Origin of the sequence: Pseudomonas sp. W2Jun17, from assembly GCF_023127795.1 — a bacterium.
Lineage (GTDB): Bacteria > Pseudomonadota > Gammaproteobacteria > Pseudomonadales > Pseudomonadaceae > Aquipseudomonas > Aquipseudomonas synxantha_A.
Genome location: NZ_SPKO01000011.1, coordinates 68,137 through 86,277, shown reverse-complemented (window position 1 = coordinate 86,277; position 18,141 = coordinate 68,137). Strand labels below are relative to the sequence as shown.

The window sequence follows — 18,141 nt, the reverse complement described above, 5'->3', positions numbered from 1 at the left end:
TCAGACCTCGACCCAGCGGCGCAGGAGGTTGTGATAGGTGCCGGTGAGCTGGATCAGCGCCGGGTGCTCGGGCACGTCGCGGCTCAGTTGCTGGATGGCGCCGTCCATTTCGAACAGCAAGGTGCGCTGGCTGTCTTCGCGCACCAGGCTTTGGGTCCAGAAGAACGAGGCATAGCGAGCACCACGGGTCACGGCGTTGACTTTATGCAGGCTGGAGCCGGGGTACAGCACCAGATCGCCGGCGGGGAGCTTGACCCGTTGCAGGCCGAAGGTGTCCTGGATCTCCAGTTCGCCGCCGTCGTACTCGTCGGGATCGCTGAAGAACAGCGTGGACGACAGGTCGGTGCGCACGCGCTCGTGGCTGCCTTTGGGCTGGCGCACCGCATTGTCGATATGGAAGTCAAAACTGCCACCTGCGGTATAGCAGTTGATCAGCGGCGGGAAGACTTTGTGCGGCAGCGCCGCCGACATGAACTGCGGGTTGCTCCACAACCGCTCCAGCATGGCTGCGCCGATCTCCTTGGCCAATGGGTGGCCTTCGGGCAATTGCAGGTTGTGCTTGGCTTTGGCGGACTGATGCCCGGCAGTGATTTTGCCATCGGCCCATTCGGCCTCTTCCAGGGCTTGGCGAATGCGCAGCACCTCCTCGCGAGAGAACAGGTCGGGAATGTGCAGCAACATGAGGCAATACCTGCGATCAGAGAGGCGCCAATGGTATTGATTCTTATCCGCCCTGTAAAACCCGGGGACGAACGAGAACGCAAAATCCGTAACGAAAAAGTGTAAAGAATGTAAATTCGATGCGAATAGCAATACCTCTCAATTGATACAAAGTCTTGTTGGCCCTATATTCCGCGGCCTCACATCCTTGGGGAAGGGACACGTCATGTCGCGCACTACGCTAATAACAACCGCCAGTTCACCACGTATGCTGGCCTCGGCCATCGGCGTTGCCCTCAGCGCCAGCTCTGCCGCCCACCTGGCGCAGGCAGCAGAAAACACCGAGCAAAAAGGCGAGCGCAACCCTATCTCCCTCGGCGCCACCAACATTACCGGCCAGGACCAGGACAACACCTCCTATCAGGTGGAAAAAGCCTCGTCGCAGAAATACACCGCGCCGCTGGTGGACACACCGCGTTCGGTCACCGTGGTGCCGCAACAAGTACTCAAGGACACTGCCGCCACGTCGTTGCAGGACGCCTTGCGCACCGTACCGGGCATTACCTTCGGCGCCGGTGAAGGCGGCAACCCCCAAGGCGATCGCCCGTTCATTCGTGGTTTTGATGCCCAAGGCGACACTTACCTGGACGGCGTGCGCGACACCGGCGGCCAGAGCCGCGAGATCTTCGATATCGAGTCCATCGAAGTCAGCAAGGGCCCGAACTCCTCGTTCGGCGGCCGTGGTTCGGCCGGTGGTAGCCTCAACCTGGTGAGCAAAACCCCACAAGCACGTGACTTCACCAACGGCGGCTTTACCTACGGCTCCGACCAGACCCGCCGCTACGTGCTCGACGTGAACCGCCAGTTCCTCGACGACAGCGCCGCCTTCCGCCTGAACCTGATGAGCCACGAACAAAACGTGGCAGGCCGCGATGCGGTGAACTACGACCGCTGGGGTGTAGCCCCGTCGCTGACGTTTGGCCTGGGCACGCCGACCCGCGTCAACCTCAGCTATTACCATATGGAAAGCGATGACCTGCCGGATTCGGGGATTCCGTATGGCTATGGTTCCTCGACCGCCACCGCCCACGCGCACGACAAACCCAACGACGGCGGCGACAGCAACAATTTCTACGGTTTGAAAAGCCGCGACTTCCGCAAGACCCGCGCCGACATCAGCACGTTCTCCATCGAGCACGACCTGAACGACAACATGACGCTGAAAAATACCCTGCGCCATGGCAGCACCGGCCAGGACTATGTGCTCACCCAGCCGGATGACAGCAAGTTCAACGTCAACCGCTACGGCACTGTCTGGCGTCGCGCCAACAGCCGCGTCTCCACCACGACCACAACCACCAACCAGACCGACCTGTTCGGCAGCTTCCAGGCCCTGGGCTTCAAGCACACTTATTCCACCGGCCTGGAATTCACCGGTGAAGAAACGCGTGTCAGCGGCTATACCGTCAGCCCCAACGCCAACCCGGTGTGCAACCCGGCCAAGGGCAGCCTGGGCGGCCAGTGCACCTCACTGAGCAACCCGAACCCGGACGACGCCTGGAACGGCAGCGTCGCGCGCAACTACATGGGCACCAACACCAAGGCCACCAGCCGCGCCGCCTATGTGTTCGACACCATCGAGCTTGATCCGAAATGGCTGCTGAACGTGGGCCTGCGCTACGACACCTTCGATACCGAGGCCAACAGCAACGCCGTGGCCGGACGCTCGAAGATCAAGGACGACAGCCAGTTCTTCAACTGGCAGGCCGGCCTGGTGTGGAAGCCGCTGGAGAACGGCAGCATCTATGCGTCCTACGCGACCTCGGCCACGCCTGCCGGTGGCCTGATCGGCGAAGGCTCCGACGGCAACCCACTGTCAGCCGGTGCCGCCACCAGCGACTTGCAGCCCGAAGAAACCGTCAACTATGAACTGGGCACCAAGTGGGACCTGTTCCACGATCGCCTGTCTCTGACCGCAGCTATCTTCCGCACCGAGAAGAAAAACACCCGCATCCTGGTGGACGCTCTCACCTACCAGAACGCCGGTGAATCTCAGGTCGACGGCATCGAGTTGTCCGCCAGCGGCAAGATCACAGATAAATGGCAGTTGTTTGCGGGCTACAGCTACCTGGACAGCGAGCTGGTCAAATCCGGCCTGAACGGGCGTAACGGTGTAGTGAGTGCCGGCTCCAACAAAGGCAACCAGATGCCCAACACGCCGAAGAACTCCTTCAGCCTGTGGACCACCTACGACATCACGCCCAAGCTGACCATCGGCGGCGGCGCCTTTTATGTCGATCAGGTTTACGGCGATGTCGGCAACACCGTGTACGTACCCTCCTACACTCGCTACGACGCCATGGCCAGCTACAAGCTGACCAAGAACGTCGACCTGCAACTTAACGTGCAGAACCTGACCGACAAGACCTACTACGACAAGGCCTTCTCCACTCACTTCGCCAACCAGGCGGCCGGTCGTACCGCCCTGTTGACCACCAGCTTCCACTTCTAAACGCAATCAATGCTCGACCCAAGGCCCCACGTATCGGATGCGTGGGGCTTTTGTGTGTAAAACAGAATTTTTCTCGATAACCCACGGCATAATGCGCGCCGTGACATCGATATCCAGATCAGCGAGGCGCTCCGACGTGTTGAAGAAAACCCTGTTTCAGTTGCACTGGTTCTTCGGCATCACTGCCGGGCTGGTGCTGGCCTTGATGGGGATCACCGGGGCTGCGTACTCGTTCCAGGATGAAATCCTGCGGGCCCTCAACCCCACAGTATTGAACGTACAGAAACGCGAAGCCGGCGTACTGCCGCCTGCCGAGCTGGTGCGCAAGCTGGAGGCCACCGAAGGCAAGAGCGTCGCGATGCTGTGGGTGGAAAGCGACAGCGGCAACGCCGGCCGGGTCGCCTTTACCCCGCCCCCGGGGGAGCGTCGTGGCCAGATGCGCTACTTCGACCCGTACACCGGCGACTACCTGGGCGACGCCGTCGGCCAGGATGTATTCGGCTTTATCCTGCAACTGCACCGCTTCCTCGCCATCGGCGACACTGGGCGCAATATCACGGGCGCCTGCACCCTGATCCTGGTGTTTTTCTGCCTCTCTGGTTTGTACCTGCGCTGGCCGCGCCAGGTAAAAAGCTGGCGCGTGTGGCTGACCCTGGACTGGCGCAAAAAGGGCCGCAGCTTCAACTGGGACCTGCACTCGGTGTTCGGCACCTGGTGCCTGCTGTTCTATCTGCTGGCGGCACTGACCGGGCTGTATTGGTCCTACGACTGGTACAACCAGGGCGTGACCAAACTGCTCTCCGATGCGCCGCAGAACGAGCGGATGCGTAAACGCGGCCCGCCACCTGCTGGCCCTGCTCCGCTAGCCAACTACGACGCGATCTGGAGCAGCATCTACAGCAACGCCGGCCCCGACCTGAGTGCCTACAATATCCGTATGCCGGCCGTCGCCGGGCAACCGGCCACCGTGTACTACCTGCTCAAGGATTCACCCCATGACCGTGCGCTGAACCAGATCAACCTGGACCCGGCCACCGGCGAGGTCAAATCCCATGATCGCTATGCCAGCAAGAGCCTCAAGGCTCAATTGCTGACCAGCGTCTATGCGTTGCACACCGGCAGTTATTTCGGCCTGATCGGACGCATCGTGCTCACCGTCAGCTCGCTGCTCATGCCCCTGTTTTTCATCACTGGCTGGCTGTTGTACCTCGACCGTCGTCGCAAGAAACGCCAGGTACGCGAAGCCCGCCAAAGTTTGAGTGCCCCTCACAGCGATGCGCCGGCCTGGCTGATCGGGTTTGCCAGCCAAAGCGGCTTTGCCGAACAGTTGGCCTGGCAGACTGCCGGGCAATTGCAGGCCGCCGGCGTTGCGGTCAAGGTGCAGCCCCTGGGCAGCGTCAGCCGCGACGACCTCAGCCAATCGCAACATGCGCTGTTTGTGGTCAGCACCTTCGGCGATGGCGAAGCCCCCGACAGCGCCCGTGGTTTCGAGCGCAGCGTGCTCGGCCAGGACCTGCCCCTCAAAGGCTTGAATTACTCGGTACTGGCCCTGGGTGATCGGCAGTATGAACACTTCTGTGGCTTCGCCCGGCGCCTGCATTTCTGGCTGACCAACCAGGGCGGCAACCCGCTGTTTGCCCCGGTGGAAGTCGACAGCGGCGACGCAGTGGCCCTGCACACCTGGCAACAGCAACTGGGCCAGCTCACCGGTCACGGATCCGCGGCAGCCTGGCAGGCAGACCCGTACGAAAACTGGACGTTGAGCCAACGCCGCCTGCTCAACCCCGGCAGCGCGGGGGCCGATGTCTACCTGCTAGGTCTCACTCCACCCTCGCCTCAGAGCTGGCTCGCCGGTGACTTGGTGGAGGTCTTGCCGCGCAATTGTCCGTGGGCCGTGGAGCATTTCCTCGACGGCCTCGGCCTGGCCGGCAGTGACGGCGTGTTGATCGACGGCTTGGCACAAACGCTCGATCAAGCCCTGGCCAACCGTCAACTGCCGGACAACCGTGCACACCTGGTCGGCTTGCATGCCCAAGCCCTGGTGGACGCACTGGTGCCCCTGGGTATGCGCGAATATTCCATCGCCTCGATTGCCAGCGACGGCGTGCTGGAACTGATCGTGCGCCAGGAGCGCCACCCCGACGGCAGCCTGGGCCTGGGCTCCGGCTGGCTGACCGAACACGCCGCCATCGGTTCGGGTATCAGCCTGCGCCTGCGCCGCAACAGTGCCTTCCACCTGCCGGACGCTCCCGTGCCGTTGATCCTGCTGGGCAACGGTACCGGCCTTGCGGGCCTGCGCAGCCTGCTCAAGGCGCGTATTGCCGATGGCCAGCAGCGTAACTGGTTGCTGTTTGGCGAGCGCAATATCGCCCACGATTATCTGTGCCAGGACGAACTGCAAGGCTGGCTGGCCAGTGGCGACCTGGCGCTGCTGGACCTGGCGTTTTCGCGGGACCAGGAAGAGAAGATCTACGTACAGGATCGCCTGCGCGAATCGGCAGATGTGTTGCGCAAATGGCTGGCGGACGGCGCGGCGATTTATGTGTGCGGCAGTTTGCAAGGGATGGCGACGGGGGCGGATCAGGCGTTGGTGGATATCCTGGGCAGTGAGGCGGTGGAGCGCTTGATTGAACAGGGCCGCTATCGCCGGGATGTCTACTGACCCGTCAGGCAATGAAGATCAATTGTGGGAGGGGGCTTGCTCCCTCCCACAGTTTTAACTGCATTCCAATCAGGCAGGTTGCAGTTTTTGCTCAAACACCGAAACGCCATCGAGATCGCGCAAAATGACGGTCAACTCCCCCGTCTGCCCATCAATCTGCACTTCACCAAAAAACTGAAAGCCAGCAAACGGCGAGGTGTTTTGCGCAGGCGGCGCTTTCTCGAACACCACTTGCGGGCCAAAGGTTTTATCCAACGGATTCGGCCCGAAGCTGCCGGCATTCAGCGGCCCTGCCACAAACTCCCAAAACGGCTCGAAATCCTGGAACGCCGCCCGGTCCGGGTGGTAGTGGTGCGCCGCGCAGTAGTGCACATCGGCCGTCAGCCACACATGGTTGCGCACCTTCTGCGCACGCAGAAAGCCAAGCAGTTCGGCAATCTCCAGCTCACGCCCTTGCGCCGGACCGGGGTCGCCATTGGCGATGGCTTCCCAACGCGCCACGCCGGGGCTGACTTCACCGTCGGGCACGCCCAGGCCAATCGGCATGTCGGCGGCGATCACCTTCCATTGCGCCTGCGACGCCTTGAGTTCGCGCTTGAGCCAGTCCAGTTGCTGGCGACCGAGGAAGGGTTTTTCGCCGCCCAGGTTGTCATCATTCGGCCCACGATAGCTGCGCATATCCAGCACAAACACGTCCAGCAGCGGCCCGTAACTGAGCTTGCGATAAATACGCCCGCCGCCGTCGGCACTCTGGCGGCGCATCGGTGAATATTCCAGCCAGGCCTGCCGCGCACGGCCGACCAGGGTATTGATGTCGCGGGTCTGGTAACGCTCATCCAGTTGCTTGCTGGAGGACCAGTTATTGATCACCTCATGATCGTCCCACTGCCAGATCTGCGGCACTTGGGCATTGAAGCGGCGCACGTTTTCATCCAGCAGGTTGTAGCGGTAATTGCCGCGATACTCATCGAGGGTTTCCGCCACTTTGCTCTTGGCCTCGGTGGTGATGTTGCGCCAGATACGTCCGCCTTCGGTGGTCAACTGCGCGGGCACCGGGCCGTCGGCGTAGATGGTGTCGCCGCTGTGGATAAAAAAGTCTGGCAGGCGTAGGCGCATGGCTTCGTAGATACGCATACCGCCAATCTCCGGGTTGATGCCGAAGCCTTGGCCAACGGTGTCGCCGCTCCATACAAAGCGGATATCGCGACGCTGTTGCGGCTCGCTGCGCAAGTGACCGAACCAGGGTTCACTGGCGACGCCGGTCTGGGCGTCTTCGAAGTGAACACGGTAGAAGATCGACTGATCGACCGGCAAACCGGTGAGCTCGACACGGGCAGTAAAGTCGCTGCGGCTGTCGGCCAGCGGGGAAACCAATCGGCGGGGGTTGCTGAACACACTGCGCGTATCCCACTCCACCACCATCTTCGCGGGGCGGTCGCTGCGGCTCCAGATCATCGCACGGTCGCCGAGCAGGTCGCCCGATTGCACGCCATCGGTGAGTTGCGGCCGGTCCTTCACCGAAGCGATCACCGCCGGGGCCAGGCCCGGCAACAACAGGCCGGCGCCCACGGCTTGCATCACGCGGCGGCGGCCGAGATCGAAGTGGCTCATGCAGGTGCCCTCTTGAGTATCAAAAGGGCCACTAAAGCATGATGGGATGAAACGAAGATGACACCGGCCTTACAAACAATGGAGATCCAAATGTGGGAGGGGGCTTGCTCCCTCCCACATTCTGAATCCCATCAGCCCCTGGCAGCAGTGACCGTCAGCTCCACGGCTTCCGGTCGCTTGAGCAGCGCATACACCACCCCCGTCAACACACTGCCCGCCACAATCGCCAGCAAGTACAACAACGCGTGGTTCATCGCATTCGGAATCACCAGCACAAACAACCCGCCATGGGGCGCGGCCAACTTGCAGCCGAAGTACATCGACAGCGCACCGGTCAGCGCGCCACCGGCGATGCTGGCCGGGATCACGCGCAGCGGGTCTTTGGCCGCGAACGGGATCGCGCCTTCGGAGATAAAGCACAGGCCCAGGATCATCGCGGCCTTGCCGGCTTCGCGTTCAGTCTGGGCGAACTTGCGCCGAGCCAATAACGTAGCGATGCCCATGCCAATCGGCGGCACCATGCCGGCAGCCATGGTCGCGGCCATCGGTGCGCCGCTCGACGCCGCCAGCAGGCCGACGGAAAACGCATACGCCGCCTTGTTGATCGGCCCGCCCAAATCCACGCACATCATGCCGCCGAGCAAAATGCCCAGCAGCACTGCGTTGGTAGTGCCCATGGTGCTGAGAAAATCGGTGAGACCCGTCAGCAAACGTGCGACCGGCGGGCCCACCAGGTAGATCATCACCAGGCCGGTGAACAGGCTGGCCAGCAACGGGATGATCAGGATCGGCTTGAGCGCCTCCAGGCTCTGGGGCAATTGCACCGCACGGCTGATCAGCTTGACGCAGTAACCCGCGACGAAACCGGCCAGGATGCCGCCGATAAACCCAGCCCCCAGCGTCCCCGCCAGCAAGCCGCCGATCATGCCCGGCGCCAGGCCAGGACGGTCGGCGATCGAGTAGGCGATGTAGCCCGCCAGCAGCGGTACCATCAGCAGGAATGCCTGGTCACCGACGCTTTTCAGCGCCGCTGCCAAGGTGCCTGGCTGTTCGAAAGCATGGATGCCGAACACAAATGACAAGGCGATCAACAAGCCCCCCGCCACCACCATCGGCAACATGTACGACACGCCAGTGAGCAGGTGCTTGTAGACCCCGGTTTTCTCCGACTTGGCCGGCGCGCCACTGCCGGCGTTTTCCACCGCGCCTTCAGCCAGGGCTTTGTTAAGGATGGCTTCGGATTGCTTGAGGGCGATGCCGGTGCCACAGCGGTAAATTTTCTTGCCGGCAAAACGCTCGGTGGCGACTTCAATATCCGCCGCCAGCAACACCACGTCGGCCTCGGCGATGGCTTGCGGGCTCAGCGGTGTGCGGGCGCCGACCGAGCCTTGGGTCTCGACCTGCAAGTCGTAGCCCAAGCGCTTGGCGGTCTGCTGCAAGGCTTCGGCGGCCATGAAGGTGTGGGCCACCCCGGTCGGGCACGCAGTAATCGCGACGATACGCGGCGCATTCTTCGCCGATACCGGGGCGTCACTGGCGACATACACCTGGGCCTCTTCAGCGCCCCGGCGCAATACGCCTTCGACATCTGCCAGCGCCTGGGCCGGTGTGGTTTGAAACACGCGTTTGCCGACAAAACGCTGCATATCCACCGGCGTGCTGCTGACCAGCAGTACCCACTCGGCATCATCGATCGTGGCTTGGGACAACTGACGTTCCGGGCGCTGCACATCAACGACCTCGACACTGGTGTGCAAGCCCATGCGCTGGGCGGCGGCGTCCAACAAGCGGGCGCACAGCACACTGGTGACCATGCCGTTGGGGCAGGCGGTAACAATGGCTAACTTCATCACAAACCCTCTTATTGTTCTGTCAGCGCGCGTACATCGACGCCGCTTTCCAGGCGCGCCAACTGCGCGTCATCGCTGATGCCAAAACCGATCTGCGTGACGGCCATCGCGGCAATCGCCGTGGCGCGGCGCAAAGTGTGCTCAGGCGTATCGCCACTGAGCAAACCGTGAAGCATCCCGGCCAGCAGCGAGTCGCCAGCGCCCACGGTACTGGCCACCGTCACCTTGGGTGGCGTGGCGTGTAGAGCCGCGCCTGGGCGGTACCAGGTCACGCCTGCGGCGCCGTCGGAGACCACCACATGCTCGACGCCTTGCTGATGCAATTGGCTGATGGCATCGGTGGCATTATCCAGGGCCTCTGCCAGCTCTTCGGTATTGGGTTTGACCAGCCACGGGCCAGCCTGCAAACCAGCGCGCAACGCTTCACCACTGGTGTCCAGGGCGACTTTCAAACCGAGGTCTTTCAACTGACCCAACAGTGCTTGAAACCACTGCGGGCTGACGCCGCGCGGCAAGCTACCGGCCACCACCACCGCATCGAATTGCGCACCCTTCTTCGCGATCATCTCAAGCAGCGCTGTTTGCGCCGCTTCACTCACCAGCGGCCCCGGCGCATTGATATCGGTGACACGTCCGTCCTGTTCGGCAATCTTGATATTGCTGCGGGTTTCGCCCGGCACGCGGACGAACGCATCGCCAAACCCGCGGCTGGCGATCAGCGCGTCGAAAGCCTGAGGGTTCGCGTCACCGAGAAACCCTCCAACGCTGACGTGGTGGCCCAGGTCGGCCAGCACCTGCGCCACATTCACGCCCTTGCCGGCCGCGTGGGTCAACATCGCCTCACTGCGATTGACTGCACCGGGCTCCAGGCGCGCCAGGCGCACCGTCAGGTCCAACGCCGGGTTCAGCGTCAGGGTCAGAATCTTCGCCATCTACACGGCCTCCACTAGGGCACGCACTTGCGCGGGCGAACCCACCGCCAGTGCTTGTTGCGCCAGGCCCTGGGCCTCGCTCAGACTGAATTCGCGCACCCGCGCCTTCACTTCAGGAATGCTGCGGGCCGACACGCTCAACTCATCCACCCCCAGGCCGACCAGCACCGGCACCGCCAGCGGGTCCGCCGCCAACTCGCCGCATACGCCGACCCATTTGCCATGGGCATGGGCGGCGCGCACGGTGATGTCGATCAGTTGCAAGACCGCTGGGTGCAAGCCATCGGCCTGGGCCGACAGGGTCGGGTGGCCGCGGTCGATGGCCAGGGTGTACTGGGTCAGGTCGTTGGTGCCGACGCTGAAGAAGTCGACTTCCTTGGCCAGTACCGGCGCCAGCAAGGCGGCTGACGGCACTTCGATCATGATGCCCAGTTGCAAATCGGCGACCGGGATTTCCAGGCGCAGGCGCTCGGTCATGTCGCGGGCGGCGCGCCATTCATCCACGCTGCCGACCATGGGGAACATGATGCGCAGCGGCCGGTTATCCGCCGAACGCAGCAGTGCCCGCAATTGCGCTTCCATGATCTGCGGGCGTTGCAAGGTCAGGCGAATGCCGCGCACGCCAAGGAAGGGGTTTTCTTCCTGGGCGATGGGCCAATAGGGCAAGGGCTTGTCGCCGCCTACATCGAGGGTGCGCACCACCAGCGGGCGACCGCCGAGCCCATCGAGGACGCGGCGGTACTCGGCTTCCTGGGTAGCCTCGTCCGGCGCCTGAGGGTGGGCCATGAAAATCAGTTCGGTGCGCAGCAGGCCAATGCCTTCGGCGCCCTGCTCCACCGCACTCGCCACACCGGCGCTTTCACCGATATTGGCGAACACTTCCACGGCGTGACCGTCACGGGTCAGCGCCGGCTCGTGGCGTTGAGCCGAGGCAGCTTGCAAGCGTTGTTCGCGGGTGTCGCGCTCCACGGTGGCGCGTTGCAGGGTAGCGGCGTCCGGGTCGACATGCAGGCGACCGCGCTGGCCGTCGAGCAGCAGTGGCGTACCGGCGCTCAGCAGCAGCACCGCAGCACCAGCACCGACCAAGGCGGGAATCCCCAGGGCGCGCGCGACGATGGCGCTGTGAGCGGTGGCACCACCGCGGGCAGTCAGAATGCCGGCTACGCGGGCCGGGTCCAGGCGCGCAACGTCCGAGGGGCCGACTTCATCCATCACCAGAATGTAGGGCTCGCTGGGTTCCTGGACGGTTTCGACACCGCACAACTGCGCCAGCACGCGACGGCCGATGTCACGCAGGTCAGCGGCGCGCTCGGCCAGCAAGGCGTCCTGCAAGGCTTCCTGCTGCTTGGCGGCGGCTTCGATCACACTCATCCACGCAGCTTCGGCGCTTTCGCCCTGCTTGAGGCGGGTATCGACTTCGTCGGTCAGTTCCGGGTCGTCGAGCATCTCCTGATGGGTAATGAAAATCTCACGGATGGCCTTGGCCTGGCTACGCTCGATCAGGCCCTGGATATCCTTACGCACATCGCCCAGGGCGGCGTGCAGGCGCTGGCGTTCAGTGGCGGCAGACTCACCGCGCAGGGGATAATCGAACAGCTGTGGAATCTGGATATGCGCCGGGCCGATGGCGATGCCCGGCGCGGCGGCGATGGCCTGGATCTGGCTGCCGCTCGATGGCGCGCTGAGCACCGGCTCGATATCCACAGGAGCAGGCTGGGCGCTCAGGGCCGGCAATGGTTCGACCTCTTCGCCAAGGCCCTCTTCGACCGCGGCCAACAGTGCAGGCAGTGCATCGCCGGCAATCGTCGGCTCGGCGACAAACTCCAGCACCTGGCCACGACGCGCACCGAGGCTGAGCAACTTGCTCAAACTTTTGACCGATACCGCGCCCACCGGTCCATCAACGATGCGCACGCGGATATCGCCGTCAAAACTTTTCGCCAGTTGCGCAAGGATCTTGGCCGGACGGGCGTGCAGGCCGTGGGCGTTGGCCAGGCTGATGCGGGCGCTGGGCCAGTCCGGTGGCAATTCGCCGCCCAGCACTTCCAGCACCGCACGGCTGCTGGTGGCACGCCCCAATTCCTGGCCGCGCCCTTCAATCAACAGGGCACACAAGCGTTCAAGCAAGGTTTGGTGGGCTTCGCCCAGGCTCGCCAGGCAGAACAGGCCGTGCAGCGGCTGGCCGAGGTAGCGCATGGGTTTGTCCGGCGTGACAAACGCCAGGCCCGGACGCTTGACTGTCTGTTCACTGTGCAACCACCACAGGCCATCGCCCAGGGGCAACGCGTCGACCTGTTGCAACACCGCAGCAAAACCATTGCTCACGCAGTCGGCCTGGCGCAGCAGGCGCGCCCCCCTCCATACCAACTCTTCAAAATCATCGGCAGACACGCCCAGGCTGATCATCTGCGCATCCAGCGCCAGTTCCTGGGGCGCACCTTGCAACAGCTTCAACAACGCTTCGGCACTGCCGGCACGGCGCAACGCCTGGCCGAGGTCGGTTTCACCGAGGGCACGGGTCAGCAGTTGCAGCAAGCGCAGGTGTTCGTCGGATTTGGCGGCGATGCCAATCGCCAGGTAGACGATCTGGCCATCGCCCCAGTCCACCCCTTCGGGGAACTGCAGCAGGCGCACACCCGTGGTGAACACCTGGTCGCGGGTCTCTGGCGTACCGTGGGGAATGGCGATGCCCTGGCCGAGAAAGGTCGAACCCTGGGCTTCACGGGCTTGCAGGCCGCTCAGATACCCCTCGGCAACCAGGCCATCGGCCACCAGTTTGTCAGCGAGCAGGTGCAAGGCAGCAGATTTATCCACAGCCACCTGGCCCATGGATATCTGCTCTACAGTGAGCTCAAGCATGCCGTTCTCCTAGTTAGTGCGATGTGCGCACTAGGTATTGTTTTGAATAAATCAGCGCGGGACGTTCAAAAATAACTGACTGAGTGGTCAATTGGCAGTAGCCACTCAGCGGCGAACATCGTAAAAATACGCTTGCTGAAACGTTTAATCTAGAATTTATGGCAGATTACGCGTTAATTGCGCAAGCTTGAAGCACCACTCGGCACCTGTCGTGGGACATTGGTCGTGGGCTGGAATCGGTTACGATTGGACAAAATGTCGGGGCACGCTCTAAAAAACAAGGAAATCCCGGTTTGAAACTCAGTGATATTGCACGTCTGGCCGGTGTGTCCGTGACCACCGCCAGCTATGTCATCAATGGCAAGGCCGAACAGCAGCGCATCAGCAACGCAACCGTTGAGCGTGTGCGTGCCGTGGTCCAGGCCCATGGTTTTACCCCCAACCCTCAAGCCGCCGGGCTGCGCAGCCGGCATACGCGCACCCTGGGGTTCATCCTGCCAGACCTGGAAAACCCCAGCTACGCACGCATTGCCAAACTGTTGGAGCAAGGCGCCCGGGCACGGGGCTATCAGTTGCTGATTGCCAGCTCCGATGACGAAGCCGACAGCGAACGCCAACTGCTGCAACTGTTCCGTGCGCGGCGTTGCGATGCGTTGTTCGTCGCCAGTTGCCTGCCGGCCAGCGATGACAGCTATCGAGACTTGCAAGCCAAGGGGTTGCCGGTGATTGCCATCGACCGGGTGATGGAGCCTGACCAGTTCTGCTCAGTGGTCAGCGATGATCACCAGGCCTGTCAGCAACTCACCAGCAGCCTGCTACAACCGCTGCCCAAGCAAATCGCGCTGATCGGCGCACGTCCCGAGCTGAGCATCAGCCAGGAACGTACTGCGGGTTTTCGTGAAGCGCTGCAAGACTTCACCGGCGAAGTGATCATCGAACAGGGCGAAGCCTTCAGCCGTGACTGTGGCCGACAGCTGATGGAGCAACTGCTGCAGCGCCTGGGGCATTTGCCTGACGCGCTGGTGACTACCTCCTACGTGCTGCTGCAAGGCGTGTTCGATGCGCTGCATGACTTCCCGCTCCGGTCGCGGCCGCTACGCCTGGGCACCTTTGGCGACACCCAACTGTTGGACTTCCTGCCGCTGCCAGTCAACGCCATGGCCCAGCAACATCAACTGATCGCCGAGACAGCTCTGCGCCTGGCCCTGGCGGCCATTGAAGAAGAACAGTACCAACCGGGTGTGCATGCGATTGGCCGCACGTTCAAGCAGCGCATTCACGAGGTCTGAACGTGGAGCTGATCGACACCCACACCCACCTGGACTTTGCGGACTTCGATCACGACCGCCCGCAAGTCCTCGCCCATAGCCGTGAACTCGGGGTACGGCGTCTGGTGGTACTGGGGGTGTATCAGAAAAACTGGCAGCGGCTGTGGGATCTGGTGCAGCAGGACGACGGTTTGTTCGCTGCCTTTGGTTTGCACCCGGTGTATCTCGATGAGCATCGCCCTGCCGACCTGCTGGAGCTGGGTGACTGGTTGACGCGCTTGCACGGCCATCGGCAACTCTGCGCCGTGGGCGAAATCGGTCTGGATTACTTCCTTGAGCACCTGGATCGCGAGCGCCAGCAAAGCCTGTTCGAAGCCCAGCTGAAACTCGCGGCGGATTTCCAACTCCCCGCCTTGCTGCATGTACGCCGCAGCCACGCCGTCGTGATTGCTACGCTCAAGCGCATCCGTCTACCGAGGGGCGGGATCATTCATGCGTTCGCCGGCAGCATTGAAGAGGCCCGCGAGTACATCAAACTGGGCTTCAAACTCGGTCTGGGCGGCGCCGCCACTTGGCCCCAGGCCCTGCGCATGCACAAGGTACTGGCACAATTGCCTCTTGAAGCCGTGGTACTGGAAACCGATTCGCCGGACATGGCCCCGGCCATGTATCCCAACCAGCGCAATTGCCCGCAACACCTGCCGGATATCTGCACCGCCCTGGCTGAGCGTATGGGCATCAGCCCTTTATTGCTGGGTGAGACGAGCACACGCAATGCGTGCGAGCTGTTCAACTGGTAGCGGGCTGATGACCTGCAAGTTCAAGGTCATCCTTTGCCGATAACGGGCGTAGCGCACGACCAGCAGATAAATCAACACCGCGACCAGCGAAATGTTCAGCTGCCCGATCACGCTGAGCAGCCCCAACCACTCTGCGAACAACGCCATCAGCAAGGTCGCGCACGTCAGCATGATCATGCCGGGCCGCACCAGCGCCCACTGGTCCAGGGCGCGAAACTGACGCAACTGCTTGTGGCAGCACAACTGCAGGCCCGAGTGGCAGTACGCACAGTCAAACGGTACTTCCATGGCGATGGCGTTCAGTTGCCAAGGCTTGAGTTCAAACGTCATGTTGCACTGGGCACAATGCCCTTTGATGCCGATTGCAGCGGCCATCGTCGTATCCCCTCGTGACCGTGACTGATGAAACAAATTCTCACCCATTCACGTCGCGATAAAACACAGCCCGGCAAATCAGGACAAATGCCACGTGATTCATGGCCCAGTCCCACAGAAAGTTCTTACACCCGAAACGCACCAATCAATTGCTTCAGCTCAATGACCTGCGCCGACAACTGCCGGCTGGCCGCTTCGGTCTGTTGGGCGCCTTGTGCTGCATGTTCACCGGCGCGGTTGATTTGGACAATATTCTGGTCGATGTCGTGAGCGACCGCCGTTTGCTGCTCCACGGCAGCGGCGATCTGCTGGTTCTGGTCAACAATCATGCCTACGGCACCGAGGATATTTTCCAGGGCGTGCTGGACCTTTTCCGACTGCCCTACCGTGCCACTCGCCATTTCATGGCTACTGCCCATCGCCTTTACCGCTGCGCCGACGCCGCTGTGCAAGCGGCTGATCATTTGTTCGATTTCTCCGGTGGAATGCTGGGTACGCCGGGCCAGGGTGCGCACCTCATCGGCCACTACGGCAAAACCGCGTCCTTGCTCACCGGCACGCGCAGCTTCGATGGCCGCGTTGAGCGCCAGCAAATTGGTTTGCTCGGCGATGCTCTTGATCACCTCCAATACGCTGCTGATGGACTGGCTATCGGCCGCCAACTGATTGATCACCCGCACCGACTCATCGATCTCCAAAGCCAGGCGTGCGATGCCGCTTTGTTGAGATTGCACCAGCGCCCGTCCGCTGACGGTTTCATCATTGACACTCTGTGCACTGTTGACCGCCGCCGCCGCGCTGCGCGCCACCTCCTGTGCGGTGGCAGACATCTGGTTCATCGCCGTTGCCACTTGTTCGATCTGGCTGCGCTGGCCGGATACCGCCTGGTTACTCTGTGCCGAAATCGTCTGCACCTGGCTGGCCTGCAACTCGACCTGGCTGACCGTATGCCCGACGCGCTCAATCAGGTCGTGGATCTTGGCCACGGTGCCATTGAATACTTGGCCCAGGTCTCCCAGCTCGTCGCGGCTGTGGGCGACGAAAGTGACCGTCATGTCACCGGCCGCGACTTTGTCCATCATCGCCCCCAGGCTGCGCAAGGTAGTGCGGGTGGAGACAAAGAAACCTGCATACAAGTAGAAGATCAGCGCAAATACTGCCAATAGGGCCGCGACCAGCAACACCATGTGCAGGCGGTTTTGCGCCAGACGCTGCTCCAGTTGCTGGCCGATGAACGCTAAAGTGGCGTCATCGAGTTGATAGGTCTTGGCCATCAGTTGGCTGACGCCGTCGTAAAAACCTTGCCACGGTGTATCCAGGGTCTCGGCCATCACCACCTGTTCTTCGAACAACTCACTGCCTTGCTTGAGGCTGGCCTGGCTGGCTTGCGCCAAGCTATCGAGTGCTGCGTGCGCGGCGTTGCTGGCGCCCAGCGCGTCCTGCAGCTTCAAGCCGTATTCGCCCTGGAGCTTTTCCACCTGTTGCAGTAACTCATCAAAGCGCGTACTGGAGGAGGAATTGATAAAGCCCTGGCCCAGGGAATACGCGCCCATCGCGCGGCCCTCACCGAGTAGTTGGGTGACCTGTGGGGTGACCGCAGTGACCAGGTCGCTGAGTTGGCGCAGGTCACTCTGCACATCACGGCTCAAGCCGGCTTGGCTGGCGATGATTTGGCTGAGCATCTGGGCCTGGTTGAGTAACTTGCCGATCAACGCCGCTTTGTTGAGCAACGAGGTTTCCTGTTGCTGCGCCTTGAACGCGGCGATCAGCTCGTCGCGCTTGTTTTCAAAAACCTCGACTTGCTCGGGCTGCGTCGCCATGGCGTGCAGCCCCTGCAACCGCTCCAGCACACGTTGCTCCAGGGCAGTGATCTGCGCTTCAAGATCAGCCGCCTTGCCCGACTGTCCGAGGATGACGTTGATCTGCACCTGGTTGTTGAGCGTTTCCAATTCACGACGCAATGCCAGGCTGCTGCCAAGCAGGTCGAGACTTTGCAGTTCGATACGGGTGCCCTGAAATTCGCGCCACGAGTCACGCACCAGGTAATAGTTGGTCGCCAGCATCGGCAGCAGGAACAGTACGCTGATCAGGCTGAACTTCATGCCGAAGCTCAGGCGGTTCATCAGCGCGACGGCAGGATAGAGCAAGCTCATCACAGGTGATCTCCCCTTCTTTTATTGTTATTGAGGCGCAGGGCGGCGGCAGATAGCCACTATTTGGCGCTCTGTCTGTATAGCTCAATTCGAAGGGAAGTTTTGTAACGTAAGGTTAACGGCAGATCCGGAGAGCACATGTAGGAGGGCTTGCCCCCGTAACCACGATGCGAAGCGAGCCGCTCTTGATCTTGATCTTGATCTGCTTTTGATCTTGATCTTAAGCGCCCCGTTAAACCACGCTGGCCGGAATCCGACATGGATTTGGGGGGTAAACCGGCAGGGATGCCGGTTTAGCCGCCCCGCGCCATGGATGGCGCGTGGCGGCGGCCCCCCAAATCAATGTCGGATTACGGGCACACCGAGCCTAAGCGAGGTGCCGAGTGGTGGGGCAAGAGCCCTTTGGTTACTTTGGGGCTCTTTTCCAAAGTGACCCGCTGTAAAAGCGGAACCAACCGT

At 61.9% G+C, this 18,141-nt stretch carries 11 protein-coding genes; 4 read left to right on the top strand and 7 right to left on the bottom strand.

The annotated features are described in order from the left end of the window. Positions 1-681 carry a Fe2+-dependent dioxygenase gene (locus E4O98_RS09355; protein WP_032877821.1) on the bottom strand — a complete coding sequence of 227 codons (681 nt, stop codon included), beginning with the start codon at positions 679-681 and terminating at the stop codon, positions 1-3. A 205-nt stretch (positions 682-886) separates the two neighbouring features. On the opposite strand from E4O98_RS09355, the gene E4O98_RS09350 reads away from it, so the two are divergent. Beyond that, positions 887-3,172: a TonB-dependent siderophore receptor gene (locus tag E4O98_RS09350; protein WP_248134820.1), complete on the top strand. Its 2,286-nt coding sequence runs from the start codon at positions 887-889 to the stop codon at positions 3,170-3,172. A gap of 136 nt (positions 3,173-3,308) precedes the next feature. Further along, positions 3,309-5,834, top strand: coding sequence for a sulfite reductase flavoprotein subunit alpha (locus E4O98_RS09345; RefSeq protein ID WP_148853453.1), 2,526 nt, complete (start codon positions 3,309-3,311; stop codon positions 5,832-5,834). Positions 5,835-5,903: 69 nt separating this feature from the next. Here the strand turns inward: E4O98_RS09345 and E4O98_RS09340 are convergent, their stop codons facing one another. The 4 genes from E4O98_RS09340 to ptsP form a co-directional block, all read right to left on the bottom strand. Next, positions 5,904-7,445 (bottom strand): alkaline phosphatase D family protein, encoded by a 1,542-nt coding sequence (locus tag E4O98_RS09340; protein ID WP_032877824.1) that lies wholly within the window; start codon positions 7,443-7,445, stop codon positions 5,904-5,906. A 131-nt stretch (positions 7,446-7,576) separates the two neighbouring features. Further along, positions 7,577-9,295 carry a PTS fructose-like transporter subunit IIB gene (locus E4O98_RS09335; protein WP_248134818.1) on the bottom strand — a complete coding sequence of 573 codons (1,719 nt, stop codon included), beginning with the start codon at positions 9,293-9,295 and terminating at the stop codon, positions 7,577-7,579. An 11-nt stretch (positions 9,296-9,306) separates the two neighbouring features. Further along, positions 9,307-10,227: a 1-phosphofructokinase gene (pfkB, locus tag E4O98_RS09330; RefSeq protein ID WP_223017578.1), complete on the bottom strand. Its 921-nt coding sequence runs from the start codon at positions 10,225-10,227 to the stop codon at positions 9,307-9,309. Continuing rightward, a complete protein-coding gene (gene ptsP / locus E4O98_RS09325) occupies positions 10,228-13,086 on the bottom strand; it encodes a phosphoenolpyruvate--protein phosphotransferase (protein WP_228309336.1) in 2,859 nt (952 codons plus the stop codon). Between the two features lie 293 nt (positions 13,087-13,379). Here ptsP and cra point away from each other — a divergent pair, with 293 nt between their 5' ends. Further along, positions 13,380-14,375: a catabolite repressor/activator gene (gene cra, locus E4O98_RS09320; RefSeq protein WP_032877829.1), complete on the top strand. Its 996-nt coding sequence runs from the start codon at positions 13,380-13,382 to the stop codon at positions 14,373-14,375. A gap of 2 nt (positions 14,376-14,377) precedes the next feature. After that, positions 14,378-15,154 carry a TatD family hydrolase gene (locus E4O98_RS09315; protein ID WP_032877831.1) on the top strand — a complete coding sequence of 259 codons (777 nt, stop codon included), beginning with the start codon at positions 14,378-14,380 and terminating at the stop codon, positions 15,152-15,154. Here E4O98_RS09315 and E4O98_RS09310 read toward each other — a convergent pair. Together E4O98_RS09310 and E4O98_RS09305 are read right to left on the bottom strand one after the other, a co-directional pair. Next, a complete protein-coding gene (locus tag E4O98_RS09310) occupies positions 15,101-15,529 on the bottom strand; it encodes a hypothetical protein (RefSeq protein ID WP_032877832.1) in 429 nt (142 codons plus the stop codon). The two genes, E4O98_RS09315 and E4O98_RS09310, sit on opposite strands and share 54 nt — an antisense overlap. 125 nt (positions 15,530-15,654) lie before the next feature. Next, a complete protein-coding gene (locus E4O98_RS09305) occupies positions 15,655-17,685 on the bottom strand; it encodes a HAMP domain-containing methyl-accepting chemotaxis protein (RefSeq protein ID WP_248134816.1) in 2,031 nt (676 codons plus the stop codon). Positions 17,686-18,141: the final 456 nt, after the last annotated feature.